This window comes from Mycobacterium sp. AT1, assembly GCF_002043095.1.
In the GTDB taxonomy this organism is placed as follows: Bacteria; Actinomycetota; Actinomycetes; order Mycobacteriales; family Mycobacteriaceae; genus Mycobacterium.
The window spans coordinates 99,209-125,964 of sequence record NZ_MVOC01000010.1 but is presented as its reverse complement, the minus strand read 5'-3'; the positions used below and the strand labels follow the sequence as shown (position 1 = coordinate 125,964).

At 64.7% G+C, this 26,756-nt stretch carries 23 protein-coding genes, 1 pseudogene and 2 riboswitches; of the genes and pseudogenes, 7 read left to right on the top strand and 17 right to left on the bottom strand.

Features of this window, described 5'->3' with window-relative positions; translation table 11 throughout:
* Positions 1–50 precede the first annotated feature (50 nt).
* A riboswitch (cobalamin riboswitch) is annotated at positions 51–261 on the top strand.
* A 128-nt stretch (positions 262–389) separates the two neighbouring features.
* Entirely contained in the window at positions 390–2,669 is a 2,280-nt protein-coding gene (metE, locus tag B1790_RS05930; RefSeq protein ID WP_079922283.1) for a 5-methyltetrahydropteroyltriglutamate--homocysteine S-methyltransferase, read from the top strand.
* Positions 2,670–3,164: 495 nt separating this feature from the next.
* Here the strand turns inward: metE and B1790_RS05920 are convergent, their stop codons facing one another.
* From B1790_RS05920 to prpD, 3 genes are read right to left on the bottom strand one after another with little or no spacing between them, the layout of a single operon-like run.
* Positions 3,165–4,298 (bottom strand): bifunctional 2-methylcitrate synthase/citrate synthase, encoded by a 1,134-nt coding sequence (locus B1790_RS05920; protein WP_079922281.1) that lies wholly within the window; start codon positions 4,296–4,298, stop codon positions 3,165–3,167.
* Complete coding sequence (prpB, locus tag B1790_RS05915; protein ID WP_079922280.1) at positions 4,295–5,212, bottom strand: methylisocitrate lyase; 918 nt, start codon at positions 5,210–5,212, stop codon at positions 4,295–4,297. Before prpB ends, B1790_RS05920 begins: the two co-directional genes overlap by 4 nt.
* Positions 5,209–6,714 carry a 2-methylcitrate dehydratase PrpD gene (prpD, locus tag B1790_RS05910; protein WP_079922347.1) on the bottom strand — a complete coding sequence of 502 codons (1,506 nt, stop codon included), beginning with the start codon at positions 6,712–6,714 and terminating at the stop codon, positions 5,209–5,211. Before prpD ends, prpB begins: the two co-directional genes overlap by 4 nt.
* Before the next feature lie 84 nt (positions 6,715–6,798).
* On the opposite strand from prpD, the gene B1790_RS05905 reads away from it, so the two are divergent.
* Entirely contained in the window at positions 6,799–8,274 is a 1,476-nt protein-coding gene (locus tag B1790_RS05905) for a short-chain fatty acyl-CoA regulator family protein (RefSeq protein ID WP_079922279.1), read from the top strand.
* On the opposite strand, the gene B1790_RS05900 is transcribed toward B1790_RS05905, so the two are convergent.
* Together B1790_RS05900 and B1790_RS05895 are read right to left on the bottom strand one after the other, a co-directional pair.
* Positions 8,250–9,143 (bottom strand): mycobacterial-type methylenetetrahydrofolate reductase, encoded by an 894-nt coding sequence (locus tag B1790_RS05900; RefSeq protein ID WP_079922278.1) that lies wholly within the window; start codon positions 9,141–9,143, stop codon positions 8,250–8,252. The genes B1790_RS05905 and B1790_RS05900 overlap by 25 nt on opposite strands.
* A 139-nt stretch (positions 9,144–9,282) precedes the next feature.
* A riboswitch (cobalamin riboswitch) is annotated at positions 9,283–9,412 on the bottom strand.
* Positions 9,413–10,966 carry a succinic semialdehyde dehydrogenase gene (locus tag B1790_RS05895; protein WP_079922277.1) on the bottom strand — a complete coding sequence of 518 codons (1,554 nt, stop codon included), beginning with the start codon at positions 10,964–10,966 and terminating at the stop codon, positions 9,413–9,415.
* 180 nt (positions 10,967–11,146) lie between these two features.
* Between B1790_RS05895 and pknB the strand changes: the two genes are divergently transcribed.
* Complete coding sequence (pknB, locus tag B1790_RS05890; protein ID WP_079922276.1) at positions 11,147–12,961, top strand: Stk1 family PASTA domain-containing Ser/Thr kinase; 1,815 nt, start codon at positions 11,147–11,149, stop codon at positions 12,959–12,961.
* 176 nt (positions 12,962–13,137) lie between these two features.
* On the opposite strand, the gene B1790_RS05885 is transcribed toward pknB, so the two are convergent.
* The 4 genes from B1790_RS05885 to B1790_RS35785 form a co-directional block, all read right to left on the bottom strand.
* Positions 13,138–13,887: a hypothetical protein gene (locus B1790_RS05885; RefSeq protein WP_079922275.1), complete on the bottom strand. Its 750-nt coding sequence runs from the start codon at positions 13,885–13,887 to the stop codon at positions 13,138–13,140.
* Between the two features lie 55 nt (positions 13,888–13,942).
* Complete coding sequence (locus B1790_RS05880; RefSeq protein ID WP_158083769.1) at positions 13,943–14,851, bottom strand: spirocyclase AveC family protein; 909 nt, start codon at positions 14,849–14,851, stop codon at positions 13,943–13,945.
* A gap of 107 nt (positions 14,852–14,958) precedes the next feature.
* Positions 14,959–15,684 (bottom strand): hypothetical protein, encoded by a 726-nt coding sequence (locus B1790_RS05875; RefSeq protein ID WP_142271058.1) that lies wholly within the window; start codon positions 15,682–15,684, stop codon positions 14,959–14,961.
* Positions 15,685–15,864: 180 nt separating this feature from the next.
* Complete coding sequence (locus B1790_RS35785) at positions 15,865–16,206, bottom strand: oxygenase MpaB family protein (RefSeq protein WP_369832293.1); 342 nt, start codon at positions 16,204–16,206, stop codon at positions 15,865–15,867.
* 122 nt (positions 16,207–16,328) lie between these two features.
* Between B1790_RS35785 and B1790_RS35780 the strand changes: the two are divergent.
* Positions 16,329–16,544, top strand: a pseudogene (locus B1790_RS35780) (helix-turn-helix domain-containing protein); the annotation flags it as partial.
* A gap of 24 nt (positions 16,545–16,568) precedes the next feature.
* Positions 16,569–16,973, top strand: coding sequence for a hypothetical protein (locus tag B1790_RS35195; RefSeq protein WP_233164954.1), 405 nt, complete (start codon positions 16,569–16,571; stop codon positions 16,971–16,973).
* A 31-nt stretch (positions 16,974–17,004) separates the two neighbouring features.
* Here the strand turns inward: B1790_RS35195 and B1790_RS05860 are convergent, their stop codons facing one another.
* The 6 genes from B1790_RS05860 to B1790_RS05835 are packed head-to-tail and all read right to left on the bottom strand — an operon-like array spanning position 17,005 to position 22,978.
* Positions 17,005–19,155 (bottom strand): molybdopterin-dependent oxidoreductase, encoded by a 2,151-nt coding sequence (locus B1790_RS05860; protein WP_233164953.1) that lies wholly within the window; start codon positions 19,153–19,155, stop codon positions 17,005–17,007.
* Positions 19,152–19,964, bottom strand: a complete 813-nt coding sequence (locus B1790_RS05855; RefSeq protein WP_079922269.1) for a hypothetical protein — start codon at positions 19,962–19,964, stop codon at positions 19,152–19,154. Before B1790_RS05855 ends, B1790_RS05860 begins: the two co-directional genes overlap by 4 nt.
* A 53-nt stretch (positions 19,965–20,017) precedes the next feature.
* Positions 20,018–20,305 carry a cytochrome C oxidase subunit IV family protein gene (locus tag B1790_RS05850; protein ID WP_079922268.1) on the bottom strand — a complete coding sequence of 96 codons (288 nt, stop codon included), beginning with the start codon at positions 20,303–20,305 and terminating at the stop codon, positions 20,018–20,020.
* Position 20,306: 1 nt separating this feature from the next.
* Entirely contained in the window at positions 20,307–20,891 is a 585-nt protein-coding gene (locus B1790_RS05845) for a cytochrome c oxidase subunit 3 (RefSeq protein ID WP_158083767.1), read from the bottom strand.
* Between the two features lie 37 nt (positions 20,892–20,928).
* Positions 20,929–22,023 carry a hypothetical protein gene (locus tag B1790_RS05840; RefSeq protein WP_079922266.1) on the bottom strand — a complete coding sequence of 365 codons (1,095 nt, stop codon included), beginning with the start codon at positions 22,021–22,023 and terminating at the stop codon, positions 20,929–20,931.
* A gap of 25 nt (positions 22,024–22,048) precedes the next feature.
* Positions 22,049–22,978, bottom strand: a complete 930-nt coding sequence (locus B1790_RS05835; RefSeq protein WP_079922265.1) for a hypothetical protein — start codon at positions 22,976–22,978, stop codon at positions 22,049–22,051.
* Positions 22,979–23,315: 337 nt separating this feature from the next.
* Here B1790_RS05835 and B1790_RS05830 point away from each other — a divergent pair, with 337 nt between their 5' ends.
* Both B1790_RS05830 and B1790_RS05825 read left to right on the top strand, forming a co-directional pair.
* Positions 23,316–24,323, top strand: coding sequence for an Lrp/AsnC family transcriptional regulator (locus B1790_RS05830; protein ID WP_079922264.1), 1,008 nt, complete (start codon positions 23,316–23,318; stop codon positions 24,321–24,323).
* Positions 24,324–24,673: 350 nt separating this feature from the next.
* Complete coding sequence (locus tag B1790_RS05825; RefSeq protein WP_079922263.1) at positions 24,674–25,681, top strand: Lrp/AsnC family transcriptional regulator; 1,008 nt, start codon at positions 24,674–24,676, stop codon at positions 25,679–25,681.
* Positions 25,682–25,693: 12 nt separating this feature from the next.
* Here the strand turns inward: B1790_RS05825 and B1790_RS05820 are convergent, their stop codons facing one another.
* Together B1790_RS05820 and B1790_RS05815 are read right to left on the bottom strand one after the other, a co-directional pair.
* Complete coding sequence (locus B1790_RS05820; protein WP_233164952.1) at positions 25,694–26,098, bottom strand: hypothetical protein; 405 nt, start codon at positions 26,096–26,098, stop codon at positions 25,694–25,696.
* Positions 26,095–26,733: a hypothetical protein gene (locus B1790_RS05815; protein WP_142271057.1), complete on the bottom strand. Its 639-nt coding sequence runs from the start codon at positions 26,731–26,733 to the stop codon at positions 26,095–26,097. The genes B1790_RS05820 and B1790_RS05815 overlap by 4 nt, the downstream gene beginning before the upstream one ends.
* Between the last annotated feature and the right edge of the window lie 23 nt (positions 26,734–26,756).

Below are 26,756 nucleotides of genomic sequence, written 5' to 3'. Positions count from 1 at the left end.
CGCGTACTCTGGTCGACGCAACTGGTCTGTCGGTCACCTCCTCGTTCACGAGAAGGTGACCGGCATCGAGTGCGGCATGCCGAAAGGTGTACGGCACGAGAGGGAACCCGGTGAGATTCCGGGACTGTCCCGCAGCGGTGAGCAGGAACGACCGCCGTCATCAGCACTGGCCCGTCATGGGCTGGGAAGCGACGGCCATTAGGTGCACGAATGTGTGCGCGCCTGTGAGTCCGAAGACCTGCCAGGTGTACCGAGCGCGCCGCGCTCGGTGGATCATCGCCTCGTGGAATGGGCGGCGGCCGAAGCGCAGTACTCGTCGTGACGAATGCTGCCATCGGTTCGACGCCCACTGGTGATGGCCATCCCGCCGTATCACGTAGGACGTCGACATGACCGCAACACCATTCTCCGCAACCATTCTCGGATCGCCCCGCATCGGACCCCGCCGGGAGCTCAAACGGGCGACCGAGAGCTACTGGGCTGGCCGGACCGCCCGGTCGGAACTCGAATCCGTCGCCGCCGGGCTTCGCCACGACACGTGGAAGGCGCTGTCGGAGGCCGGAATCGACTCGGTTCCCGTCAACACCTTCTCCTACTACGACCAGGTTCTCGACACCGCCGTCCTGCTCGGCGCACTGCCGCCGCGGGTCGCCGGCATCGAAGACGACCTCGCCAGGTACTTCGCGGCCGCCCGCGGGACCGACGACATCCAGCCACTCGAGATGACCAAGTGGTTCGACACGAACTATCACTACCTCGTGCCCGAGATCGGGCCCGAGACCCGGTTCGCCTTGAACCCCGACAAGGTACTTGGTGAGCTGAAAGAAGCTCAGACTCAGGGTATTCCCGCTCGTCCGGTCGTCGTCGGACCGCTGACGTTCCTGGCCCTGAGCAAGGGCGTCGACGGTGCCGCCGCTCCGATGTCGCGGCTCGACGAGGTCGTCGGGCTCTACGCGGATCTGCTCGGCGCGCTTGCCGACGCGGGTGCGGAGTGGGTACAGATCGACGAGCCCGTCTTGGTCACCGACATCGTGGACAACGGCGCCGAACTCGCCGAACTCGCCGAACGCACCTACGGTCTCCTCGGTGGTCTCCAGAACCGGCCGGCGATCTTCGTCGCCACCTACTTCGGCGCACCGAACGGGGCGCTGGCCGCACTGGCCCGTACTCCGATCGAGGCCGTCGGCGTCGACCTGGTGGCCGGCGGCAGTCACGCCGTGGGAGCCGTTCCCGAACTCGCAGGCAAGACACTGGTCGCGGGCGTGGTCGACGGCCGCAACGTCTGGCGGACCGACCTCGACGCAGCGTTGAGGACGTTGGATGGTGTGCGTGAATCCGTTGGCGCCCTGGTGGTGTCGACGTCGTGCTCGACCCTGCACGTGCCCTACACCCTCGCCGCAGAACCCGCGGTGGACGCAGCGCTTCGCAGCTGGCTGGCCTTCGGTGCCGAAAAGGTCACCGAAGTGGTCACTTTGGCACGGGGTCTGCGCGAGGGGCGCGACGCGGTCGCCGAGGCGATCGCCGCGTCCAACGCGGCTGTCGCGTCACGTCGTTCCGACCCGCGACTGGACAACGCCGACGTGCGTGCGCGCCTCTCGTCGATCGCCGCTGCCGGGGTGACGCGGGGTTCCCCAGAATCCAGGCGTGAGGCTCAGAACGAACGGCTACACCTGCCCGCCCTGCCGACGACGACCATCGGGTCCTATCCACAGACCACCACGATCCGCAAGGCGCGGGCCGCATTACGAGCCGGCGACATCGACCAGGTGGAGTACACCAAGGATATGCGTGCCGAGGTTGCCTCGGTCATCAGGTTGCAAGAAGAGCTCGGCCTCGACGTTCTGGTCCACGGCGAGCCCGAGCGCAACGACATGGTGCAGTACTTCGCCGAACAACTCGACGGTTTCCTTGCCACCCAGAACGGATGGGTGCAGTCCTACGGAAGCCGATGCGTCCGGCCCCCGATCCTGTTCGGTGACGTCAGCCGGCCGCACCCGATGACCGTCGAGTGGGCGACCTACGCCCAGTCGCTGACCCGAAAGCCGGTCAAGGGCATGCTGACTGGGCCGGTGACGATCTTGGCGTGGTCATTCGTTCGTGACGATCAACCGTTGGCTGACACCGCCAACCAGATCGCGTTGGCCATCCGCGACGAGACCGTCGACCTTGAAACCGCTGGCATTTCGATCATTCAAGTCGACGAACCCGCCCTGCGCGAACTGCTTCCGCTGAGGTCCAAGGACAAGGACGACTACCTGTCGTGGGCGGTCGGCGCCTTCAAGCTGGCCACCTCCGGGGTGGCCAACTCCACACAGATCCACACCCACCTGTGCTACTCAGAATTCGGTGAGGTGATCGGCGCCATCGCCGACCTGGACGCCGACGTCACCTCCATCGAAGCGGCACGTTCGCACATGGAGGTGCTCGACGATCTCAACGCGATCGGCTTCGGCAACAGCGTGGGTCCGGGCGTGTACGACATCCACTCCCCGCGCGTGCCGACCACCGCGGAAATAGTCGAGTCCTTGCGCGCCGCACTAAAAGCCGTTCCCGGCGAGCGGCTCTGGGTGAATCCCGATTGCGGGTTGAAGACCCGCGGCACCGAGGAAGTGACGGCATCCCTGCGCAACCTCGTCGCCGCGGCCCACCAGGTTCGGAGCCGAGGCTAAGCGGTTCGGTCCGGGGCGCGCGATGGGCGCGCCCCGGACACCCGGCCGTGAGCAACCGCACCGATCTCCTACCAACCGATGGGATGTACGACAGTGGCATTGGACCAGACCAAGCCGACGGTCACCGTCTGCCGCGGATGCTGCTGCGGCACGGCGAAGAAGCACCCGACGATCGACCACGACGCCAGACTGGCGGACCTGCGAGAGCTCGTCGAGGGCATCGGCAACCTGCGAACAAGCGAATGCCTCGGACCGTGCGAACGCTCCAATGTCGTGGTGGTTTCGCCGTCTGGACGCGGACATCGGGCCGGTGGTCGGCCTACGTGGCTCGGCCACGTCCTGGACGCACGTGCCGAAGCCGACATCGCCAATTGGCTTCGCGACGGTGGGCCAGGTCTTGCACCGCATCCGGAAGCGCTTACGCCGCATCGCTTTCGACCAGGACCGACGAAGTAGACGAGCTCCCGCCCTGGCTAAGGCGTCACTATCACGCGCTCAGACGAGGGCGCGCTGAGGTTGGCCGGAGTACTCGCTGAGCGGCCTGATCAACGCGTTGGACGCGGCCTGCTCCATGATGTGTGCCGTCCATCCGGTGACCCGGCTCATCACGAAGATCGGGGTGAAACTCGGAATGTCGAAGCCCATCAGGTAGTACGCGGGACCGGTCGGAAAGTCGAGATTGGGCTTGATTCCGGTGGCTTGGGCCATCCCGTCTTCGAGTACCCCGTAGATGTCGAGCCACGTCCGCCCGTCACGGACGGCGGCGAGGCGTTCCAGCGCTGCCTTCATGGCGGGCACCCGCGAGTCACCGTTCTTGTAGACGCGGTGACCGAAACCCATGATCTTCTCCATGCGAGAGATCTTGCCGTCCAACCACTCCGACGCCCGGTCCGCGGTGCCAATGTCGATCATGTCGTACATGACCGCCTCGTTGGCACCGCCGTGCAACGATCCCTTCAACGCTCCAATGGCGGCGGTGACCGCGCTGTAGATGTCGGACTGGGTCGACGTCACGACCCGGGCTGCGAAGGTCGACGCATTGAAGCCGTGCTCGGCGTAGAGCGTCATCGACTGTTCGAACGCGTCGACCACGACGGGCTCCGGGACCTGACCGAAGCACATGTTCAGGAAGTTCTGCGCATACCCGAGTTGCCCGTCGGGTGCGATCGGTGCCAAGCCGCGGCGACGGCGCATGTCGGCCGCGACGATCGTCGGGAGCGCCGCAAACATGCGGAGGGACTTGGCGTAGTTCGCGGCCTCGGCGCTGTCGTCCTCGTCGGGGTCCTCGGCCCCCAGATAGCTGATCACCGTACGCACCACGTCCATGGGGTGACAGTTGTCGGGCAGCTTGGCGAGCAGGGAGTGCATCGAACGGTTGAGTCCGCGGCTGGCGCGTTCCCCCGCGCAAAACTGCTGCAACTGAACGCCGGTCGGCAACTCGCCGTGCCACAGCAGATAGGCGACCTGCTCGAAGCAGCACTCCCCGGCAAGGTCTTGGACCGGGTAGCCGCGATAAGTCAACGAGTTGGTCTCGGCCACCACCTTGGAGATCGCCGTGGTGTCAACGACGACACCTGCCAAACCCTTGTGGATGCGCGGTTTCTCGGCCGACGCGGCGACGATCGTCATGGTGTCACTCCCTGCAGTGCGAAATCGTAGACGTCGGAGTCGAACTGGTTGTAGTCCTGATACCGGAGCAACTCGTAGAGTCTGCTGCGGTGCTGCATCTGATCGATGAGGCCGGCTTGCGTTCCCGCCGAGTCGATCTCGCGGAGTCCGAGCTCGACGGCGAGCATGGCCAGCCGCAACGTGCTCACGGGATAGATCACCACGTTGTAGCCGATATCCGAGAGTTGCCTGGCGGCAAGCAGTTCGGACTTGCCGAACTCGGTCATGTTGGCCAGCAGCGGTGTGTCGACCGCCGCCCTGAACCGCTCGAAGTCGGCCGGCCCTGCCAACGCCTCGGTGAAGACGAGGTCGGCCCCCGCGTCGGCGTAGGCGCGAGCCCGTTCGACGGCGGCCGGCACCCCTTCGATGCCTGCGGCGTCCGTCCGCGCGCAGATGACGAAGTTCGGGTCCCGCCGGGCAGACACCGCCGCGCGCAGCCGCTTGACCATGTCGGCGGTGGGCACGACGGCCTTGCCGTCCAGATGACCGCAACGCTTCGGGTTGACCTGGTCTTCCAGATGACACCCGGCCAGGCCGGCGTCTTCCAAGAGGGTGACGGTGCGCGCCGCGCTCATCGGCTCCCCGAAGCCGGTGTCGGCGTCGATCAGCGTGGGCAGGTCGGTGACCGACGCAATCTGCGCGCCCCGGCTCGACACCTCGGTGAGCGTCGTCAGGCCGATGTCGGGGAGCCCCAGGTCCGCCGACAGAACGGCGCCGGAGACGTAGACACCCTCGAACCCGATGTCGGCGACCAGCTTGGCGACCAACGGCGAGAACGCCCCCGGGAAGCGTTGCAGCTGGTTGGATTCAAGCTTCCTACGGAAGTCGGCGCGCTTGTCGGCGGCCGAGGTGGCTGCAGCGAACAGGCCCGTCACCGGAAGATACCCGACGGCACCGTGGGCGCCTTGTCGAGCACACGCGGGTCGACCCTGACGTTGAGCGTGCCGAGGGCACCCGGTTTGAGGCTGCTCGCGTCGCATGCGGCGGACAGGAACCGTCGCCGTTCCTCGGCGTCGACGACACCGTCGGCCAGCTCGGTGAACTTCGCGACGTACTGATCGCGTCCGAACGGTCTGGCGCCCAGCGGGTGGGCGTCGGCGACGGCGAGCTCGTCGATAACGGTCTCACCATTCGTCAACGTCACGACCGCCCTGGCGCCAAAGGCCTTCTCGCCGGGGTCCGTCGAGTGGTAGCGACGCGTCCACTCGGCGTCCTCGACGGTGGAGACCTTGCGCCACAGCGCGACCGTGTCGGCTCGGTGGGCACGTTCGGGGGCGTAGGACGACTCGTGATGCCAGGTGCCGTCCTGCAGCGCGACCGCGAAGATGTACATCACGGAGTGGTCGAGCGTCTCTCGGGACGCATCGGGGTCGAATTTCTGCGGGTCGTTGGACCCGGTGCCGATCACGACGTGGGTGTGATTGCTGGTGTGCAGCACCACCGAGTCGACCTGCTCGAGATCGCCGATGCGGCTCCGCATTCGGCGAGCCAGGTCGACGAGTGCCTGGCTCTGGTACTCGGCGGAGTGCTCCTTGGTGTAACTGTCCAGGATGGCGCGCTTGGGCTCGCCGGGGGCGGGCAGCGGCACCCGGTAGGTGTGCTCGGGTCCGGCGAGCAGCCACGCGATCACACCGTCCTCGCCTTCCCAGATCGGTGCCGGCGCGCCCTCGCCCCGCATGGCACGGTCGACGGCCTCGATCGCCACCTTGCCCGCCCAGGCCGGCGCAAACGCCTTCCAGCTGGAGATCTGCCCCTTGCGCGACTGACGCGTCGCGGTGGTCAGGTGCAGCGCCTGACCGATCGCGGAGCAAATGGTCTCCGGGTCGAGCCGCAGCATCGTCCCCAGGCCTGCCGCCACCGACGGGCCGAGGTGTGCGACGTGGTCGATCTTGTGCTGGTGCAAGCAGATTCCGCGGACCAGGTCGATCTGCACCTCGTAGGCCGTGGCGATGCCGCGAATCAGGTCGGAGCCACGGATGCCCAGCTGTTGTGCGACGGCGACCAAGGCCGGGATGTTGTCCCCGGGATGCGAGTACTCGGCGGCCAGGAAAGTGTCGTGGAAGTCGAGTTCGCGGACGGCGACCCCGTTGGCCCACGCCGCCCACTCGGCCGACACGGTGCCCTCGACGCCGAAGACGTTGGCGCCGTTGCGGGTCTGGTGGGCCAGGGCTTGAGCCCGAGCCACGGTGACCGGCCGTCGGATCACCGATGCCGCCGACACGGCGGCGTTGTCGATGATGCGGTTGACGACCATCGCCTCGGTTTCCGGTGGTACCGGCACCGGATCGGCCGCGACCTGGGCGATCTTCCAGGCCAGGTGTGCGGAGCGGGGGAATTCGTCGGCGCTGCGCCGTGTCTTGACGTCGTGTTCGAGCATGATCCGCACGGTACGCAGCACCGCTGGGGGCCGAAACCCCCTGTAAATGCGTAATCCAGTGTCCTTAGCCGACCCATCTTGCGAATGTTGTGTAAGCCGCTGGCGGTAGAGTTTCGATCGGTGGCTAAGATGTTCGCGGGAGCCCGCCTGAGACGGTTGCGGGATGAGAAGGGCCTCACACAGGTCGCGCTGGCACGCGCCCTGGGCCTGTCGACCAGTTACGTCAACCAGCTCGAGAACGACCAACGACCGATCACCGTTTCGGTGCTGCTGGCTCTCGTCGACCGGTTCGACCTGCCGACTCACTACTTCGCCGCCGACGCCGACGCCAGGCTGGTGTCCGATCTACGCGACGTCCTCGACGACGGCACCGTCACCGCCGCCCAGATCGAAGAGCTGGTGGCCAGGATGCCGGACGTCGGGCAGACGATGGTCAACCTTCACCGTCGTCTGCACGACGCCACGGCCCAACTCGAGACGGTGCACGGCCGGGCCAACCAGGACGCACCGGCGATGGGACAAAAGCCGATGCCGTTCGAAGAGGTCCGAGACTTCTTCTACGACCGTCGCAACTACGTCGACGAACTCGACCACGCCGCAGAGGAACTCTTCGCCACCCATCGGCTGCGCGTCGGTGGTCTCGACGAGCGACTCGCGTCGTTGATGACCGAGCAGTTCGGCATCACCGTCGTGATCGACGACGGTGATGCGCTGGGGCCCAACGTGAAACGGCGCTACCAACCGGCCAGCGCCACCCTCTTCGTCGCACGGTGGCTTCTGCCGGGCCAGCGGGCATTCCAGCTCGCCACCCAACTTGCGATGCTCCTGCACTCCGACCTGATCGACGCGATCGTCGCCACCGACGGCCAGCTAAGCTCCGAGGCGCGTGAGGTGGCACGAATCGGACTGGCCAACTACTTCGCCGGGGCGCTGCTGCTCCCCTACCGGCAATTCCTCTCCGCCGCCGAAGAGCTGCGATACGACGTCGACCAGCTGGCTCGGCACTTCGGCGTCGGGTTCGAGACCATCTGCCATCGACTCTCGACGCTTCAGCGCCCGGATGCCCGCGGGGTCCCGTTCATCTTCGTCCGCACCGACAGCGCCGGGAACATCTCGAAGCGGCAGTCAGCCACGGCCTTTCACTTCTCGCGGGTGGGTGGTAACTGTCCGCTCTGGGTGGTTCACCATGCGTTCTCCCGGCCGGGGCAGTTCCTCACCCAGGTGGCGCAGATGCCCGACGGCCGTGAGTACTTCTGGATTGCCAAGACCTCGTCGTCGACGCCGAGCACGTATCTCGGCACACCGAAGAGCTTTGCGATCGGGCTGGGCTGCGACCTGGCCCACGCGGACAAGCTCGTGTACTCCGTCGGCGTCGACTTGACGGCCGCCGACGCCGCGGTGCCCATCGGTGCGGGCTGCCGAATCTGCGACCGTCCCGCGTGCCCGCAGCGGGCGTTTCCCTACGTCGGCCGACCGGTGCACGTCGACCCGCAGAGCAGCAGCAACCTGCCGTATCCGCCGCGGATGCCGCCCGTTCAGGGTGTCGTCGGGGACCAGTAGGCGAGCATCTCGGCGAAAGTGTCGAAGGCAGCGGTGTTTACGCCGTAAGTCGCTTCCAGGTGAACGCTCAGCGGGAAGTCGAGATCGGCGACGCCGTCGACGACCCGCTTGTACAAGTCGACGGTCAGCCGGCGGCGCGTCACCGGCTCCGAAGCCGCCAGGGTCTTGACGAAGTCTTGCTCTGCCGCGACGGCCGCGTTACCCGGATCTTGGATGAGCCAGTTGATCAGGCCAACGCGCTCTTCGAGTTTCGGCACGAACCCGAACGACAGCAGAATTTCCGGACGGTGTTCGGTTCGCTCGGCGAAGTCCTTGAGGAAGCTCACGATGGCGTCGGAATACAGCAGCTGAGTCATGGCGTAGGTGGCACCCTTCGCGCACTTGAACTCGAACCTGCCGCCCTCGCCCTCGCGGGTGGGAATCAGTATGACGCCACGGTTTTCGACCACCCCGTCGTACAGCGACAGCGCATCCGTCGGCGCGACGCCACACCCCTCGCCGTCGCTCATCGTGCGGGGCACCCCGACGAAGGCGATGCCCTCCATCCCAATCTCCCCGAGTTCGGCGACGCGCCGATCGAGCGCGGGTTCGTCTAGGAACGCGCTCACCTGGGTACACAGGCCCTTGACGTCTGGCACTTCCGAGCTGACGAGGGACCAGAAGTCGACGACGTCCAACTTCGGTTTCATCTCCACGGGCCGACCGTCGTCCTCCTCGATCATGCCTGGAATCATCACGTGCCGGATCGCGCCGTCGAGACCTGACTCTGCGGACGCCTTGAGCACCTTCTGGACTTCGTCGAACGCGTGCTCGCGGCCGCGTTCGGCATTTGGTGGTACGAGTTCGAGCGCGATGGTACGAAGTGTCATGGGGCCGTTCCCCATTGGACGACGGCGGCAGACCAGGCCGGGTCGCACAGCGTCTGCTGCGGGATTCTCGGACCGGGCGGGTACGGCGACTCCGAAATGAGCATGGTGGCAACTCCCTCTGGGATCTCGCGTCCCAAGTGCGGATGACATGCGCCTGGCCCAGTATCTGACTCACTCACCCGTCAGTCGGGTGGGCTCACAGTGGCGCGACCGCTCTGGATTCTCACCAAATTCCTGTCGCCAGGCGCAGCCCGACAATAGCCGACGTGTCAGCGGCCGGGGATGTACTGCAGCGCCTTGACGAACGGCGGCATGATCTTCGCCCACACCTTCGGCGGAAGTCCGCGCGGCCCACCGAGATTCAGGATGCGAGTGGTGGCGATGGTCTGAGGTTCGGTGTACTTGACCAGACCCTCGGGCCCGTGGCGACGGCCCATCCCGGACACGCCCATGCCACCCATCGGGGCGGCGGTGCTGCCCCACGTGGGCGCGTACCCCTCGTCGACGTTGACCGTGCCGGCGTGGATTCGCGCGGCGATCTCCTCCCCGTCACGCTTGGTGGCGGCCCAGACGCTGGCGTTCAAGCCGTATTCGGTGTCGTTGGCGCGGGCGACGGCCTCGTCGACGTTCGCCACCGGATAGATCGAGACGAGCGGCCCGAAGGTCTCCTCGCGGTAGCACTCGGCGTCGGAGGGAACGTTGGTCAACACGGTCGGCTCGAAGAACAGCGGGCCAAGGTCGGGGCGCGCGGTGCCGCCCGCAATCACGGTCGCGCCCTTCACGACGGCGTCGTCGACGTGGGCGGACACCGCCTTCACCTGCTCCTCGGAGATCAGGCTGCCCATCTCGACGCCGAAGTCGTAGCCGCCGCGGAACGTCATCTTGCGGACGCGCTCGCCGAACACGCGGATGAACTCGTCGGCGATCGACTGTTCGACGTAGATGCGCTCGATGGAGATGCAGAGCTGCCCGGAGTTGGCGAAACAGGCGCGCACCGCGGCGTCGGCGACCTCGCGAAGATTGGCGCCGGCGGCCACGATCATCGGGTTCTTGCCGCCGAGTTCGGCTGAGAAGCCGATCAGTCGGCGCCCGGCCTGCTCGGCGAGCAGCTGACCGGTGGCGGTGGAGCCGGTGAACATCAGGTACTCGGTGTTCTCGACCAGGGCCGTGCCAACCACCGAACCCGGCCCGGGGACGACGGCGAACAGGTCGCGTGGCAGGCCCGCGTCGTACAGCAGTTCCACGCACGCCAGCGCGCAGTACGGGGTCTGGCTGTCGGGCTTGAGCACCACCGCGTTGCCGGCGAGCAGCGCCGCGATCGCGTCGGACACCGCCAGCGTCATCGGGTAGTTCCACGGCGAGATGACGCCGACGACGCCCTTGGGCTGGTACCGCACCACGGTCTTGGTGAGACCGGGCAGCATGCCCGTCACCCGCTGCGGGCGCAGCAGCTTCGGCGCGACGCGGGCATAGTGGCGCGCCGTCATCGCGATGTCGAGGATCTCCTCCTGGGCGGCGTTGCGTGACTTACCAGTCTCGGCCTGCGCCATGTCCATCAGCGAGTCGAGGTTCTTCAGCACCAGGTCGCGGTAGCGGTGGAAGATGGCGGCACGCTCTGCGACGGGCCGGGCCACCCACTCCTTCTGCGCCACCCGGGCCCGCGCGATCGCATCCTTGGCATCCTGCGCGGTGCCGATCGGAATGGTCGCCATCTGCTGGCCGGTGAACACCTCGACTATCGCGCGGGTGGGGCGCTCGGACGCATCCGGGATGGCGATCAGGTCGGCGAGACGCGCAAACGTGGCGGCGGACGGTGCGGGCATGATGCTCCTCGGACGATGGATCGTGGTGATCGGCAGTCACCGCAGTTCTACCCGATTCAACAGGTCGGCAAAGATGCGGTCACGGGCGAGGGTGGGGCGCGAATTCACTCGGAGCGTGCCGCTCGTCGTAGGATTCCATCGCCCGGCGACCGCCACGGCAACCACAGGACAGATAGCCCAATGACCACCCCTCAGCGATTGTCCGACCGCTACGAACTCGGGGAAATCCTCGGCTTCGGTGGCATGTCGGAGGTTCATCTCGCCCGTGACGTGCGGCTTCACCGCGACGTCGCGGTCAAGGTGCTGCGCGCGGACCTGGCCAGGGACCCCACGTTCTTCCTGCGTTTCCGGCGCGAGGCGCAGAACGCCGCCGGGCTGAATCACCCCGCCATCGTCGCGGTGTACGACAGCGGCGAGGCCGAGACACCCGACGGCCCGTTGCCGTACATCGTTATGGAGTACGTCGACGGCGTCACGCTGCGCGACGTCATCCACGACAACGGTCCGGTCGAACCCCGCCGAGCCATCGAGATCATCGCCGACGCCTGCCAAGCCCTGAACTACAGCCACCAGAACGGCATCATCCACCGCGACGTCAAACCCGCCAACATCATGATCGACAACGCGGGCGCGGTGAAGGTCATGGACTTCGGCATCGCCCGTGCGCTGCACGACGACGGTGTGAAGCTCACCCAGACCTCCGCGGTCATCGGCACCGCGCAGTACCTGTCGCCGGAGCAGGCCAGCGGTGAGACCGTCGACGCCCGCTCCGACGTGTACTCACTGGGCTGCGTGTTCTACGAATTGCTGACCGGTGAGCCACCTTTCGTCGGCGACTCCCCCGTCGCCGTGGCCTACCAGCACGTCCGCAAGGACCCACCACCTCCGTCGCGCCGCAACCCCGCGTTGTCGCCCGAGCTGGACGCCGTGGTGCTCAAGTCGCTGGCCAAGAACCCCGCCAACCGCTACCAGACCGCCGCCGAGATGCGCAGCGACCTGATCCGCGTTCGCGACGGTCAAGCCCCCGCCGCGCCGAAGGTGTACACCGACAAGGATCACGCCGACCTTGCCTCGACCGCACCCGGTCACCGCCGGGTTGCCCGCGGCGGCAGCAGGCGGTGGCTGGCCGTCGGAGCGGTGTTGGCCGTGCTCGCGCTCGTGGTGACCGTGGCCGTCAACGTGTTCGTCGGAGATCGCCAACGCGTCCCGGACCTTCACGGTCAGGGCCAGGCCGACGCCCAGGTGTCGTTGCAGAACCTCGGCTTCAAGACCATCGTCAATCCCGAGTCGAGTTCGACGGTGCAACGCGGGCTCGTCATCAGTACCGACCCCGGTGCCGACGCGACCGCCCGGGTCGACGACACCATCGCCATCAACGTCTCCAGCGGGCCGGAGCAGAAGCCCGTTCCCGACGTCGCAGGCCTGAGTCCGGTGGCCGCCACCAACAGGCTGAAAGAGAAGGGCTTCGGGGACGTCGGGCAGACCGAGCAGCCTCATCCCACCGCGCCCAAAGGGGCTGTTTACGGCACCACTCCCGCCGTGGGCACGTCGGCCGCGGTCACCGACGAGATCACCATCCTCATCAGTACGGGTCCCGGTGCCGTGTCACTGCCCGACATGGTGGGGCAGCCATTCGAGGTGGCGCAGGCCAACCTGGGCATCGCGGGCTTCACGAAGATCCTCAAGGTGCCGGTGGACGGACTCCCGCCGGTCGACCAGGTGGTGGCCATGGACCCACCGGCCAACACCGAACTCGCCGTCGACCAGCCGGTGACCCTGAAGGTCTCCAAGGGCAATCAAGTCTCGATGCCCGAACTGGTCGGGAAGGTGTATGCCGACGTCATGCAGACGCTGGCCGCCGCCGGCATCACCACAGTGCCCACGGTTGGGCCCGCCATCGACGCTGGACCCGATGGCAAGGTCGTCCAACAAGATCCCCTGCCCAACACCCCGGTGAACCGGGACGGCACGATCACCGTCAACTACGGCTCCTGACCTCCGCCGTTCGGAATCAGGCGACCTGCTGACCGCCGGCCTTCCTTCACCCCGCCGTTCACCGACCGCGAGCGTGAAGTGGCGGTGCGCTCGTCACGCAAGAATCGTCAGGCCGCCGAGTCGGTGTCGCTCTCTGTCCGGACAATCGAGAGCCACGTCCACCGGGCCGAGCTGAGTTACTGCCCGCGCTGTGCGTGAAGGGCCAGCTCACCCTGCCGCCACCGCGCGGCCAGTGCCGAGGTGGCCGCGACTATGACGGCAATGAAGGCCATCGAGGCGATTCCGGCAAGGTACTGAACAGGTTTCGACGGCGACGAGTGCAATGAGGCGTACATGAAGACGCACGATGACGCGAATACGGCCGGCAGCGCGAAGAGCGGCACGACGCCGATCAGGATCCGCTTCTTGCCTTTCAGCATCGTCCCCAGCAGGTAGATCAGTGCTCCGCAGACTATCGGTACACCCGCCATGCCGGGTGCCACCCCCAGGTACTTCAGCGGCGGTTCGCCGTAGTAGATCCACGCCTTGGTGAGGTTCCCAAACGTCTCGACGACAACCACCGATACGAATGACGCCAGCGCGATGAGGTGAATGGAGCGCCGCGACGCTCCGCGAGCCATCAGCTCGGAAACCCAGAACGAGATGCCGGCCACCCAGGGCACATATCCGACCACGAGGAACAACGGGATCTTGCGGTCGAAGGCCACGAAGGCCACCCACGAGTTCTCGGCGTAGACGAACTTCCCCAGCAGGTCGTAGACCGGCTCGTTTATCGCGCAGATCAGCGCACCCATGCACAGGGCGACCGGCGCGATATCCCGGCGTCGGACACCGAGCGCGATCATGACGAGCACCGTCACCACGGCCAGGCCACCAAAGATGAACAGCCACCATGTCGTATCGATACTGGACGTCGGTCCGGTCATCGCGATTGCCGCCTTTCCCGTTGCAGACCTTCACCTCCTCGGCGGATCGCTCGTGTCATGGCGTGGGGAAGTACGACGGCAATGGCACCGCGGGAACGCTGCGCATCATCGCAAACAGGTTGAAGGGCACGAAGTAGAGACCGATGTAGGCGACTTCGGTGAAGGCAAAGATGGCGAGGAAGCGGACGGCGCTCTGCGCCTTCGGCGAGGAGGTCAGTCCGTCGACGCCGCGCTCGACGAAGGAGAGTCCGTCGAAGCGCGAAGACCGGCGAAGGGCCGTCAACACCGTCCAGGTGGCGCTGAACAGGAATGGGTTGTAGACCGGCCAAGCACCCAAAGTCGAGTTCCACAAGGTGAACTCCTCGTAGGGCAGGATGTTCACGATCGCACCGATTTGCAGAAACACCAGTTCGGAGGCGGCGGCGATCACGGCGTTGACAAGGAACACCACCCCGTACTGCCGCATCCATCCCCACTGTGGACGGCGCCTCTCCAGGCCCTCGATGACGGCACATCCCGACCTCGCGGCCAGGAAGAACCCCCACGCGTAGGCGCTGAGCACCCAGGCTATCGGCACCACCCACAGTTCGGGGTTCGGACTCTGCCAGCCAGGGATGTAGCCGCCCCACGAGCCGACGTTGAGATGAAAGGCGTTGTACTGAAAGGCGAATCTTGCGTAGTTGTCGAGCGGGTCCCAGAAGTTGAGCAACACGGCCGCGAGCAGAAAGAGACCGTCGAAACCCAGCCTTTGGCGACGTACCAGCGGCCGAATGACGACCAACCACAACAAGGCGACGAAGACTCCGACCTGTCCCCACTCGACGACGTGCATCATCACGCGCTTCGCGGTGGGCATGGTGTCGGTGCCGGGATCGACCACCTGGATGCCGCCCGCCGCCCACAGCGTCAGGGCAATGACGATGTACACCACCGACACTGCACCGAGGGCGGCCCAAAATACCACCGGTGCAGAGACTTTCCGTGCGAGTCCATTCCCCGCCGTACCACTGCGAGCGATTGAGATCATCGGCCTTCCCTTCGTTGGTCGGCTTGGCTTAGGCGGCTCGTCGACTAGGACGAGACGTTGGCCGCTTCGCCTTTGACCGCCGCAGCGACACCGGCACGGGGCAGCATCTTGGTACGCAGTTCCGCCGCGACGAAAGCGGTCAAACCAAGCGACATCGCGATGGCATACACCGCAGCGATATAGCCAATCCCTTGCGGCGCATCGGAATGCAATGCCAACCACACCGGCCAGGCACACGCGGCATGGGTGGTTCCGAACGCGGTCGCCGGCGTCACCAGGAACACCGCGCGCCGCCAACCGGTCATTCGGTCCTCCAAGGTGAGCACCAACCAGACTCCGACCACCGCGGCCGCCGCGTTGACGAAGGCCCACCACAGCGGGAAGCCCCAGAATTTCAGCGGCGAGAAGTCGTAGTACAGACCAACACCTAGCACGCTGACGCCCAGATACTCGACGAAGAGATCCATCACGAATACTGCCGCGAACACCTTGTAGATCGATGTACCGTTGCGGACCAGTCGCGACGCGATGTACACCGCGCCACCCCAGAAGAGGGAATAACCCATCAGCAGGAATGCCGGCTGCGGGACACCCATCCCGACGTAAACCACCCACGGATTGTCATGGGCGTACCAAACCTTGCCCAAGGTGTCGACCGCAGGCTCGAGACCCATGGAGATCAGCCCACCAACGAGCATCACCAGGGGCAACGCGTCGCGCTGACGTACCACGTACACGAGACACCAAAGCACCGAGATCGCGAAGGCCACGCCGACGACCACGGTGTACGCCCATGCCGAACTCGAGGCCGTCACCCATTCGGGACGACCGCCCAACGCCACCACCGAAACCCCAGTCGGGCCAACCATGTCTACTCCAATCATCGTGATGTACTCGGTACTCACCCGACGCGGCGTACTCGTCGAAATAGTCCTCGAAAGCCGGCCACCTCAGCGGCAGCAGTGTGTCGTTGATTCCGAATCGCAAAGCAAGGCGCCGACATTCGCCGTGAGCAGCTGGATGGTCGTCGCCCAGACCCAGATGACGAGGTCTTGCTCGTTCGCCTGACACGGCTGGCCCGCGCGACCCCCGCCGATGTCTTCGGGGAGCATTCCAGTGACTTTGCCGTGGTAGCCGGAAATCCGTCGGGCAGTCGGTAGCGCGACGTCAAGGTCGCCGCGGAACCGGTGATAGAACGCAGCTGCGGTGCGATGAAGGCGAGGAAGCAGATCCGTTGCGGAGTGCGAGCCCATCGTGCCGAAGGCGGTGAACGGATGCGGGGCCTCGGGCAGGCTGCAGTTTCACACAGGTAGGCGTGGGCCCGATCAAGGTGGCAACGCCGCACCAACGACGCCGGTTCGCCCAGCTGAGGGCGGTAATTGCCATCACATGAAGATAATGTGAGTATTAACTCATGTCTACTCGCGTTCGTGAGGACGGCCATAAGCTGCCGGAGCGAGGTCTTCGACGCCCTACCCAGGCGAGATCACGCGCCACAGTCGACGCGATCCTGCGGGGAGCGGCCGACGTACTCACATCCCGCGGCTATTCGGCGACGACCACCAACCACATCGCCGAAGCCGCGGGCGTCAGCATCGGGTCCATATATCAATACTTCGCCGACAAGGACGACGTCATACGAACCGTCGCGACGATGTTTGCCCGGGACGCATTGGCATTCTCGGGAGAGCACATCCACGACGGGGACGACGAAGCAACACAGGTAGGGGCGTGGCTTGATGCCGTCATGACCCGTGCATCCGAGGATGCAGCGCTGATTCACGTGCTGTTTCGTGAGGTGCCCTTCATCTGGACCATTCCAGGTGTGCTTGCGGCCATGGACGAGTCGCTCGACGTCATCGAACTCCTCGGTCCGCTCAACCGCATCGACGGTGCCCGCAAGCGCGATCGGGCCTTCGTGATCTTCAAGTCCATGCTGGCGGTAATCATCGACGTCGCTGCCGATCCGTCCCTCCGATCGCGACGGGAGAACATCATCGATGAGCTGAAGCAAATGATCGAGTGCTATCTCGTGTCGACTCGACACCGGCCGGAATGAATCAACCGGGTCCCGCAACAATGTGGGTCGATCAACTACCGGCCAGCGGCTCGATCTTCACCGGCACCGAATTCATCGCCGCATTACCGGACAACACGTCGTACACCGCCGGATCGTTGATGTCGTTGACACTGGCGCCCGGCTTGGCTGCCGCCAATTGCCAACCGACGCCGGGCCGGTCATGCCCGTAGCCATGCGGAATCGAGACCACGCCGCGGCGCATCGTCTCGGTGACCTGCAGGGGAAGATCGATCGACCCGATCGTAGAACTCACGCGAACCACGTCACCGTCGCCGAGGCCACGCCGCGCTGCGTCTTCCGGGTGCAGCATCGCGGTGCAACGATCGGCACCCTTCATGAGTCGCGGCGAGTTGTGCATCCACGAGTTGCAGCCGCGCAGTTGGCGACGGCCGATCAGCGTCAGGTCAAAACCGTTGCCGGCCGCGGCCACATCCTCGTCGGCTCGCTTCGTCAGCTGGGCCACTTCCGCCAGCAGCAGCGGGGCAGCGAGATTGATACGACGGTTCTTCGTCCCTAAAGCGCCCGGTAAACAGGGTTCCAGTGCACCGAGATCGACACCATGCGGCGCCGCTTTGATGCGTCCCAAGGTCAGGCCCCGCTTGCGCCCGGCCCGAAGGACGCCGCGCGGACTGGTCGCAATGATGAACTCGACCAGCCGCTGCGGGGACATGCGTCCCATGGTGTGCGCGATCAGCCTTCCGCGCGTCCCACGCCACAACCGCTGTGTAAGGGCGTTCAGGATTTCCCAATCTTCACGTCCGTCAGGACTTTTCGGTACCGCAGCCGAGCTGTATCGGATGTGATTGCGCACCGACATGGCTGCGAAGACCAAGTCCAGGTCGTCACGCTCCAAAGCAGACACCGGCGGCAGGATGACCTGCGCGTGACGTGACGTCTCGTTGACGTACATGTCGACGGCGACCATGAAGTCCAACCGATCCAACGCCGCATCGAGCTGTCTACCACCGGGCGCGGAGAGCACCGGGTTGCCCGCATGCACGATCAGGGCACGCACCCGCCCTGCGTCGATCTGCCGAGGAAGGGTCGCCACCGGAAACTCGCAGTTGACAATCGGCTGACCTGAAATCGCATCCCGCGCCGAGCTTTTCAGGCCGATGATGCCCTTGCGGGTGCCCAACCGGCCGGCAAGCGTGAGATCGACGGGCGGCTTGGCGAACATGAAACCGCCCGGTGAATCGAGGCGCCCCATGACCACATTCAGCGCAAGGATGAGCCACTGGGTGATACTGCCGGTTCGCGTCTGACATACCCCCACCCGGCCATAGGCAACGGGCGCACTGGCCGCGGCGAAGTCGCGGGCCAGCCGTTGAATGGTCTCGGCCTCGACACCGGCGTGCAGAGCTGCGCGCGATGGCGGCCACTCGTCGGTGACCGCCCGCAACTCGTCTATGCCGTCAGTGAAAGATGCCAGACGACCGGGCTTTATGAGGCGTTCGACAAACAGCACATGCAGCATCCCGAGTAGCAGGAACGGATCTCCACCCGGTCGCACCCCGACGTGTTCGGATGCCAGGTCGGCGGTCTCCGTCCGGCGAGGATCGACCACGACGACCGCACCGCCCCTGTCGATCACATCGCGCAGTCGGCGGCGCATACCGGGGGCTGTCATCGCCGAACCGTTCGAAGCTGCGGGATTCGCCCCGAACATCAGCATGTGGTCGGTGCGGTCCAGATCGGGCACGGGAAATACGGCAGCATTGCCGAGAACCTCGCCATTGACGACCTGTTGCGGGCTCTGGTCCAGTGATGACGCCGAACAATTGCTGTTGGTGCCCAGCGCTGCCCGAAACGCGAAGAACGCATAGAAGCTCCAGTTGTGCGCGCCGGGATTACCGAGATACGTTCCCACGGAGTCGTTTCCGTATCGCTGCTGTACCGTCCGTATTCCGTTGGTGACGTAATCTAACGCCTCATCCCAGCTGATCCGTTCCCACCCCTCCCCTACTCGCCGGACCGGGTGGCGGAGCCGATCGGGATCGGTGTACAGGTCGGCAAGCGCCGGGCCCTTCGGGCAGATATACCCGCGGGAGAATTCGTCATCCTTGTCGCCGGCGATGCGCCCTACTTTGGTGCCGTCGACTTCGACTGTGATTCCGCAATGGGCCTCACAGAGGTTGCACGTGCGGTGAACCGTTGTCAACGGGATTCCCCTTTGCTCTGTTCGCCGACGAACTCGGCGATGGACGACGGGATTGCGCTTCTACGATCATCGGCATCAATCGGTGAATCCCCGACGTCGATGCGAAAATCGCTGCGGGCGTTTTCATTTGCGATGTGAAGCTGCGAGAGCATGATGGCGAACCACGCGAAGTACACCGGGGCCGCTACCCAGAATCCGATCACACCGTTCCACGCAAGAGGACCGCTGACGACGAACGGTATGAGCGAACCCGTCAGGGAGCCGAAAGCCATGAAGAGGCTGTACCAGGCAGCCCAGCGCGGGAAGACCGGTACGGGTGACTTGTCGCTGAAGATCGCCACGGCGGTGACGACGGCCTGCAACGCTCCGGGCTGCCAGAGTCCGGCCCACGCCATCCACGTCACGTGGTTGAGCAGTTGATAGCTGGAGTCTGGCATTTCGGGGCGTTGCAGGCCAACCAGCAACATCGGTCCGAAGACCATCATCAACGTCGCGGTGGCAATGGATGCACCTAGCTGGCACATCGCCAACACGGGGCCCACACCCTCGACGCGACGGATCCGGTCTGCGATGGCAGCCCCGAAGGGGACGAACATGGCGCCGCCGACGATCAGGCAGATCACGGCGAACCGCTTGAGGTCGACATTCTGGTGGAAGTAGGCGGCGGTCGTCGCGGCATCGTAGGGACCTGGCGGGGGGAGGAAGTCGCCGAGCAGGAATCCGGTTCCCATGAGGGCGATGAGCGCCCACCCCGCGATGATGCCAACCCTGGTCGCACCGCGAGAAGGTCGATCCGTCGAGGTCACCATTGTTGCGCTCCTTGTCATCTGGGTCCGATCAGCACCCGCGACGGGATGCACGGTCATGGCACGACATAGAGTCCGACCACCAACAAGCAGGTCGCGACGATCCAACAGTTGACGATGGCACCGAGCCATCTCGGTGCGTGTCGGACATCCATGAAGTACGAAGTGACCAGCCATACCTTGATGAAGGCGATCACCAGCACGACCGCCATCGCCGCATGCGAGAAGCCCAGCAGGTGATCGATGCCAAGCACATAGGAGCCCAGCGTCAGGAGCAGTAGGCCGCAGCCGACGTACAGTGCGGTGGCCGACGGCCCGCGCGACCGATCGTTGATCGTCGTCATCTCAGTTCACCAGATAGAAGAGCGGAAAGATGACTAGCCACAACAGGTCCACCAGATGCCAGTAGCAGGCGGCCGAGAGGAACAGGTCTCGGTCACGCGATCCGGGTAGGCCTTTCGCCACGGCCCTACGGGCCAGCCCCAGCACCGTGACACCGACGAAGACGTGCAGTAGGTGAGCGCCGGTGACGGCGAAGAACAACAGCCAGAACACGTTGGTGTGGATCCACATTCCGTGCTGTAGCACTGATGCGTATTCAATCCCCTTGATCACCGCGAACGTCACACCGCACGCCATCGCCACGGCCATCAGGCGGGCCGCCTTGGAGTGCCGCTGCTGCTGCTGCACCTCCGCAATCGCAAGCATCACCAATACCGATCCGCCGATCAACACACAGGTGTTGATCAGACCCAAGGGCGTATTCAGCACCTGCTGGGCGACGGCAAAAGCCATCCGATTGTGGCTTGCGTTGAAGGCGATGACGCCGAAGAGTGCTGTGAATACAACCATTTCGCATATGAGGAACACCCACACGCCCGGCTCTCCGGGGATCCGATCGGTCCGCGACGTCGCGGACCGATCGGACACGGACGAGATCATGAACGTCAGGCCCCGTCGAATCGGTTCACCGCTGCGCGACTGTCGAACGAACTGCCAAGTCGGCCAGCGACTTCGCGGCGTAGGACGGTGTGTCGAGGTACACCACCCCCGGCGGTGCCGCGCACACCGGAACGATCGCGGTCACCAGGGGTGCCGCGGTCAGGTAGGTGGTGGCAGCGATGTGGTCGTCGGGGTCGACTGTCGCATCGAAGTTCATTGCGATATCGGTACCGGCGGCCTTGATGGCGATTTCGTAGTGCGAGCCGCCGGCTGCGCCGCTGGCGAGGGGATAGTTCTGCTCCCCGAGGTACCAGTACCAGTCTCCACGAAAGAACTCGCGATCCCCCATCAGTCCGCGATAGGTGTTGTGTAGCAACAATGTCTGACCCGGTTCGATGATGAGTTCGGGGCTCGCCTCGAACCTCTCGGTGGCGGGGATGCCACGGAAGGTCGTTTCGATCTCGTATTCGTCAGCATTGAGACCAAATATGCGCCGCGCGACGTAGGCGACGCTTTGGCAGTAGTACCGCTTCTGCACGTCGGTCACCGCGTTTCCGGCAGCCACGACGTCGGGCGCCTGTCCCCAACCGGCGAATTGCAACACCATGGGGCTCAATGCGCGCATCCCGTCGGCGGCCTCGACGATGGTCACGTGGTCGACCTCGGTGACACAGCCGGTCAGCCCGACGGCGAGCCGCTCGACGAAGCCCGGGTAGATACCGCTGCCGTGGAACGACACACCACCGCGCTGACAGGCTGCTTCGAACTTGTCGCGGTAGTCCTCGCCGAAGAACTCTGGGGCGGTATAGGACACCGCAGAGACCACGTTCTTGCCGGATTCGAGGAGCCGGATGATCTCGGCGTCGGTGTCGGAAATGTCGAACGGCAGCATCGGTGTGTGGACCACGCAGTCGGCATCCAGCGCGATCAGCGCCTCGGTGTCGGTCGTCGCCAACACTCCGATGGGGTCACCCCCGGCCAATACTCCGACGTCGACGCCGTCCTTGGCCTCGCTGTACACCTTGCAGCCGACGATCTCGATTTCCGGGCGCTTCAACATCGCGCGTAGCGCGGTGCCGCCGACTTCCCCGGGTCCCCAGCTGATGACCTTGTACGTCATGACGTGCTCCTCTTATCTAGTCTCGTCAGTGGCGAATCGGTTGGGGCGCAGAACTTGCGGAGGTACTGCCCGCCGTATCGCGGGCACCGATTCCCACCCCGATCTTCGCCAGCAGGACTTCACGCAAAGTGACACTGCCCGTTACGTCGATGCCCGCCCGACGCTGAGCACGGCCGATCTCGCTGATCAGAAGCCACGTGAGTCCAAGGCTCAGCACGACGGTCGCCCCACCTCCGAGGTACACCAGTGCCGTGGAGCCGTTCCCGTTGAAATCGGCATCGAAGTTGCTGTTCAACGCGGTGAACGTCGGCCACCCGAGGGCGCCGTTGAGCCCTGCGTAGAGGCCCGGCAGGATCGGGATGACGATCAGTTGACCCCAGCCGACCAGGCGATGGCGCAGCAGGAAGAAGACGAATCCGGCGGTCAGCTGCAGGGTGGCATCGATGGTGTACCACCAGGCCGGCGCACCGAAGAACAGAAACGGCTGCTGACCGTAGTACTTGTACAGACCGAACTGAGCGCCCGTGATCTGCAGGGCGGCATCGAAAGTCCACGAGAGCGCGTAGGCGTAGACGAAGAACTTCGCACCCTTGCCCAACAGGATGGCGCGGTAGATCACGTAGGCCTGCAAACCGAAGAAGAACGAGTAGCCCAACACGACGTAGAGCGGTATGTGCCGCTGGAACAGGTTGACGGTGACCGCGACGTTGTCGGTGGCGAACCACAACAAGCCGAGGTAGTCGAGATACGGCTCGAGAAGCCCCATGCACAGGCCGCCGATGAGGAACACCAATCCCAACCTGTCCCCGCGAATGGCCAACCGCACCACCCAGATCAGCGCGAGCGCCCAGAAGATCAGGCAGATGACGGTGAAGGCCATGCTCCACACGTGCGGAGCGGATAGATCGGCGGGCGGTACCGGATACGTCGGCCCCTGACTGAGCACCTGGGTCATTCGGGTGGCGTCCTCTCGTAGTTCTGCATGTCGGCGCATTGTGCGCTAGGCCACATATGATGTATCTCATATATGCGTACGCAAATACAAGGTCTGTTTTGCATTATGGACCGTATGCCCGTGGTTTTGACCTAAATGCTTGACTTTTTTGCTAACTCGCATCGAACCATCACATGCCCGGCCCAGACCATCGCATCCCTACTCAAATCCCACATCCGACGGCACATCAGCCCGTGGGAAACGCAAAGTGGATATGCTCCGCATATGCCAATCCGCTTTGCGTACGTCTGGCGCACATTTCGATGCCTAGCCGAGGCGGTCCCGTCGTGGAGTCGCCATGCGGCCAGCTGAAGCGGCCGCCGAAGTGCCCAACAGAGCCCGCCGGGCACAACGACATCCGGATCCCGAGGTTCCCGACGCGCTCGACGGCATGCTCGTCGACTGTCTGCGGCGCAACGGCAGGGAGACCCACCGCGCTCTTGCGCTGCAGCTGGGAGTCAGTGAGGTGACGGTGGCCGCGCGCCTACGCCGATTGGAGGAATCAGGACGCCTTCGCGTCACCGCCGTCACCGACATCCGACTGCTCGAACACGGCCACCTTGCGTTTGCGATGGTCGACGTTTCAGGGAGATCTGCATACGCAGTGGCCGCGGATCTGGCTCGGATACCCGAGACGATGTCGGTCACGGTCTGTACCGGACGCTTCGACGCGGTCGCGACAGTGCTGGGCCGCGACCACCGCCATATCAGCGAGTTGTTCGGATCGACGCTGCCGGCTATCCCAGGAGTGGCCAACATTCACGGCTGCGTGGGACTCGAAGTGCTTAAGTTCGAATCGAATTGGGCGGTGTTCGCAGACACGGACGCCACCACCCCTCCGCCTCGGCCCGGCCCGCACGTCGACGAGATGGATCTGGCCATCATCGCCCTTCTCCAAGTCGACGGACGCCGAAGCAATCGCGATCTTGCTTCCGAGCTCGCGGTCTCCGAGGCCACGGTGCGGGGGCGAATCAAGCACATGCTTGCTCGCCGGGTCTTCCGCATACAGGCGGTGTGCGACCTCGATACCGCAGGCATGGGCGCACACGCCATCCTCGGAATCAAGGCGGCCCCCGGAAGCGTCGATGCACTCGTCGAGGTCTTGACTCCGCGCGACGACATCACTCAAATCGATCGCGTACTGCACGGGTTCGACCTCATCGCCGTGATGATCGCCCCTGACCGCACGTCGCTCTTGGCCACGGTGGTTGACCAGATCTCGGTGCTCCCCGGAACGCTCGGGGTGCAGACTCTGTGCAGCTCCAAGACGGTCAAGCACGCCTATGCGTGGACCTGGATCGTGTAGCGCCGAACCTGGTGACCGCAAACCCATTGCCAGTGAGCACATTCCGGCGTGGTGCCGAGTACCAGCGCTTTGCCCGCCTCCAGAAGCTGCGGGAGGTATTCAACTTGCGTTTCGAATCGATGTGTTCTTTCAGCAATCTGCACAAACGGTGGTCCACGATGTTTGCAGTGGACATGGGGAGGCAAAGCGCCTTGGGTGCCACCCGCCCCCGAGGTCAGCTGATACGGTAAGCCCTGCACGAGGCTCTCTAGCTGCACCGTTTGGCCCTACGGACCACGTACACAGGTGCGCCTCCACGTGGGCGGATCACCGCCGCGCACGAACTTCGGTGAACGGATGAGGACGGGGTAGTGGCGAAGTCGACTAATCGGGCGGGTCAACAGAACACCCCGAGCATTCCCGCCGTAGCGCCGACAGCCATCGAACTGGACGACTTGGACAGGGCGTTGCTCGAGCTTCTCCGTATCGACGGGCGAGAGAGCAATCGCTCGCTGGGATCCAAGCTGAAGGTCAACGAGGTGACCGTCGCGGCGAGGCTGCGGCGACTCGAAGAGTCGGGGGTGATGCGCGTCGTCGCCATCACCGACATCCGGTTGTTCGGCCATCGCGAATTCGCGTTTGCGATGATCAACGTCGGCGGTAGATCCGTCTACGACGTGGCCGCAGACCTGGCCAAACTCCCCGAATCGATCGCGGTGACGGTGTCCACTGGCCGGTTCGACATCATCGTCCCGATCCTGGGACGGGATCGTCTGCACATCGCGGAACTGTTCGGAGCAGTGCTGCCCAAGATCAAGGGTGTTCGTTCGATACATGCCAGCATGGCGTTGGACGTCCTGAAGTACGAATCGAAGTGGTCACTGTTCGGCGCCGACGCCGGCTCCACCCCCATGGCCCAACCCAGTGAGACCGTCGATGAGATGGACCTGACCATCATCGCCTCGTTGCAGGTCAACGCGCGCCGCAGCAACCGGCAGATCGCTGCCGACCTAGGTGTCTCCGAGGGGACGGTGCGCGGTCGCATCAAACGCATGCAGGCCGACCGCGTCTTCCGCATTCAGGCAGTGTCCGACATCGTCGTATCCGGCTTGGGCGCCCACGCGTTCGTCGGCATCAAGGCAGCGCCCGCGAAGGTGAACGCCGTCGCAAAGCTGCTGGCCGAGCGCGAAGACGTCGCTCAGATCACCCGTGTCCTCGACCGCCTCGATCTGATGGCGGTCATGATCGCCCCAGATCGCCAGTCCTTGATCTCGGCGATCCACAACGAGATCGCGTTGCTTCCCGGCGTACAGAGCGTCGAAACCTTCGACACCGTAGGAACACTCAAACACACCTACCTCTGGACCTGGATAGTCTGACGCCCGTCCGCGTCAGGAGAAGTGGGGCGTGTTGCCGTAGCAGGTGACGTTGCCGACGTCGAGAGTGCTCTCACACAATGCGCGGCCGGCCTGAGAAATGCGGACGGTCACCCACTTGTAGGGAGCTCGTATCCGCCGCCAGTCCGCCCGCACCTGCGCGCCCTGCCCCGTAGGTCCTTCGGCGTCCGCGATGGGCACGTCGATCCGCCACGGCAACGGAATCGATGTGATCAACCTGCGCCCATCCTGGTCGACGTACTCGATGTCGGCGATTCCGATGCTGTTCGAAATGACCTCGTAGGTAACGGTTTCGGCGGCTCGTGCCGACGGCACTCCGTAACCCGTAAAGGCGACGGCCAGTAGCAAGACCGAAGCTCCGACACCCGCGCGTCGCATCCCGAGGAGGCCGAACGTCATTTTCCGCCGACGACGGCGCCGATACCGCCGACGTCGGTGATCAGCCAGTTGTCGTTGCTGTCGATGGTGATGCTGTACGTCGCGGTGGACTGCAAGTTGTCCGGAGCCTGCGTGGTCTTGGTCAGGACACTCACGAAGGTGTCGACGACGTATACCCCGTTGGTGTCGGTTCGGACCTTGGCGGTCAGCGGCTCAGCCGTCGACGTCCACTGCAGCGGAATCAGGAGCTGTTCCATCGACTTTGCGGCCTTGGTCAGCTTGTCGGTGAGTTCGGGCGAGGTGCCGCCGACGAGGTGGTTCTTCCAGGTGTTGATGTCCTGGAAGTTCATCGCTGCGGCCTGCACCGCGTAGTCCAGCGCAATCTGCTCGGCATGCTTGCGTCCGTCGGCAGCATTGAGCTGGGCCTCAACGGTGGTGCGCTCCCCCATGTACAGCCAGGTCATCACCCCTAAACCAACGGCCAGCACGACGATCACGAGGCCCGTGAGTAGCGTGCGAACGCTGAGTGACACGTTGCGTCCGGCGGGGCGGGATTGACTGCCGCCGCTCGGGCTGGTCGTGCCTTCAGCGCCGACGGCCCCCTCGGCGTCTTCGGCGATCTCGACGGGTTCTTCGGTCACTACGGCTTCATTCACCCGGACCACTTCCTTTCCTAATG

Coding starts and splice junctions, on each gene's coding strand:
- B1790_RS05895 (WP_079922277.1), bottom strand. CDS start 10,966: ATGCCCGCACCGTCCGCCGCCACGTTTGCGCGTCTCGCCGACCTGATC.
- B1790_RS05855 (WP_079922269.1), bottom strand. CDS start 19,964: ATGGTGACCTCGACGGATCGACCTTCTCGCGGTGCGACCAGGGTTGGC.
- B1790_RS35195 (WP_233164954.1), top strand. CDS start 16,569: ATGTTTGCCCGGGACGCATTGGCATTCTCGGGAGAGCACATCCACGAC.
- B1790_RS05905 (WP_079922279.1), top strand. CDS start 6,799: ATGTTGTGTAAGCCGCTGGCGGTAGAGTTTCGATCGGTGGCTAAGATG.
- prpD (WP_079922347.1), bottom strand. CDS start 6,714: ATGCTCGAACACGACGTCAAGACACGGCGCAGCGCCGACGAATTCCCC.
- B1790_RS05885 (WP_079922275.1), bottom strand. CDS start 13,887: ATGACCGGACCGACGTCCAGTATCGATACGACATGGTGGCTGTTCATC.
- B1790_RS05900 (WP_079922278.1), bottom strand. CDS start 9,143: ATGACACTTCGTACCATCGCGCTCGAACTCGTACCACCAAATGCCGAA.
- B1790_RS05820 (WP_233164952.1), bottom strand. CDS start 26,098: ATGACGTTCGGCCTCCTCGGGATGCGACGCGCGGGTGTCGGAGCTTCG.
- pknB (WP_079922276.1), top strand. CDS start 11,147: ATGACCACCCCTCAGCGATTGTCCGACCGCTACGAACTCGGGGAAATC.
- B1790_RS05835 (WP_079922265.1), bottom strand. CDS start 22,978: ATGACCCAGGTGCTCAGTCAGGGGCCGACGTATCCGGTACCGCCCGCC.
- B1790_RS05830 (WP_079922264.1), top strand. CDS start 23,316: ATGCGGCCAGCTGAAGCGGCCGCCGAAGTGCCCAACAGAGCCCGCCGG.
- B1790_RS05850 (WP_079922268.1), bottom strand. CDS start 20,305: ATGACGACGATCAACGATCGGTCGCGCGGGCCGTCGGCCACCGCACTG.
- metE (WP_079922283.1), top strand. CDS start 390: ATGACCGCAACACCATTCTCCGCAACCATTCTCGGATCGCCCCGCATC.
- B1790_RS05920 (WP_079922281.1), bottom strand. CDS start 4,298: ATGACGATCGTCGCCGCGTCGGCCGAGAAACCGCGCATCCACAAGGGT.
- B1790_RS05840 (WP_079922266.1), bottom strand. CDS start 22,023: ATGACGTACAAGGTCATCAGCTGGGGACCCGGGGAAGTCGGCGGCACC.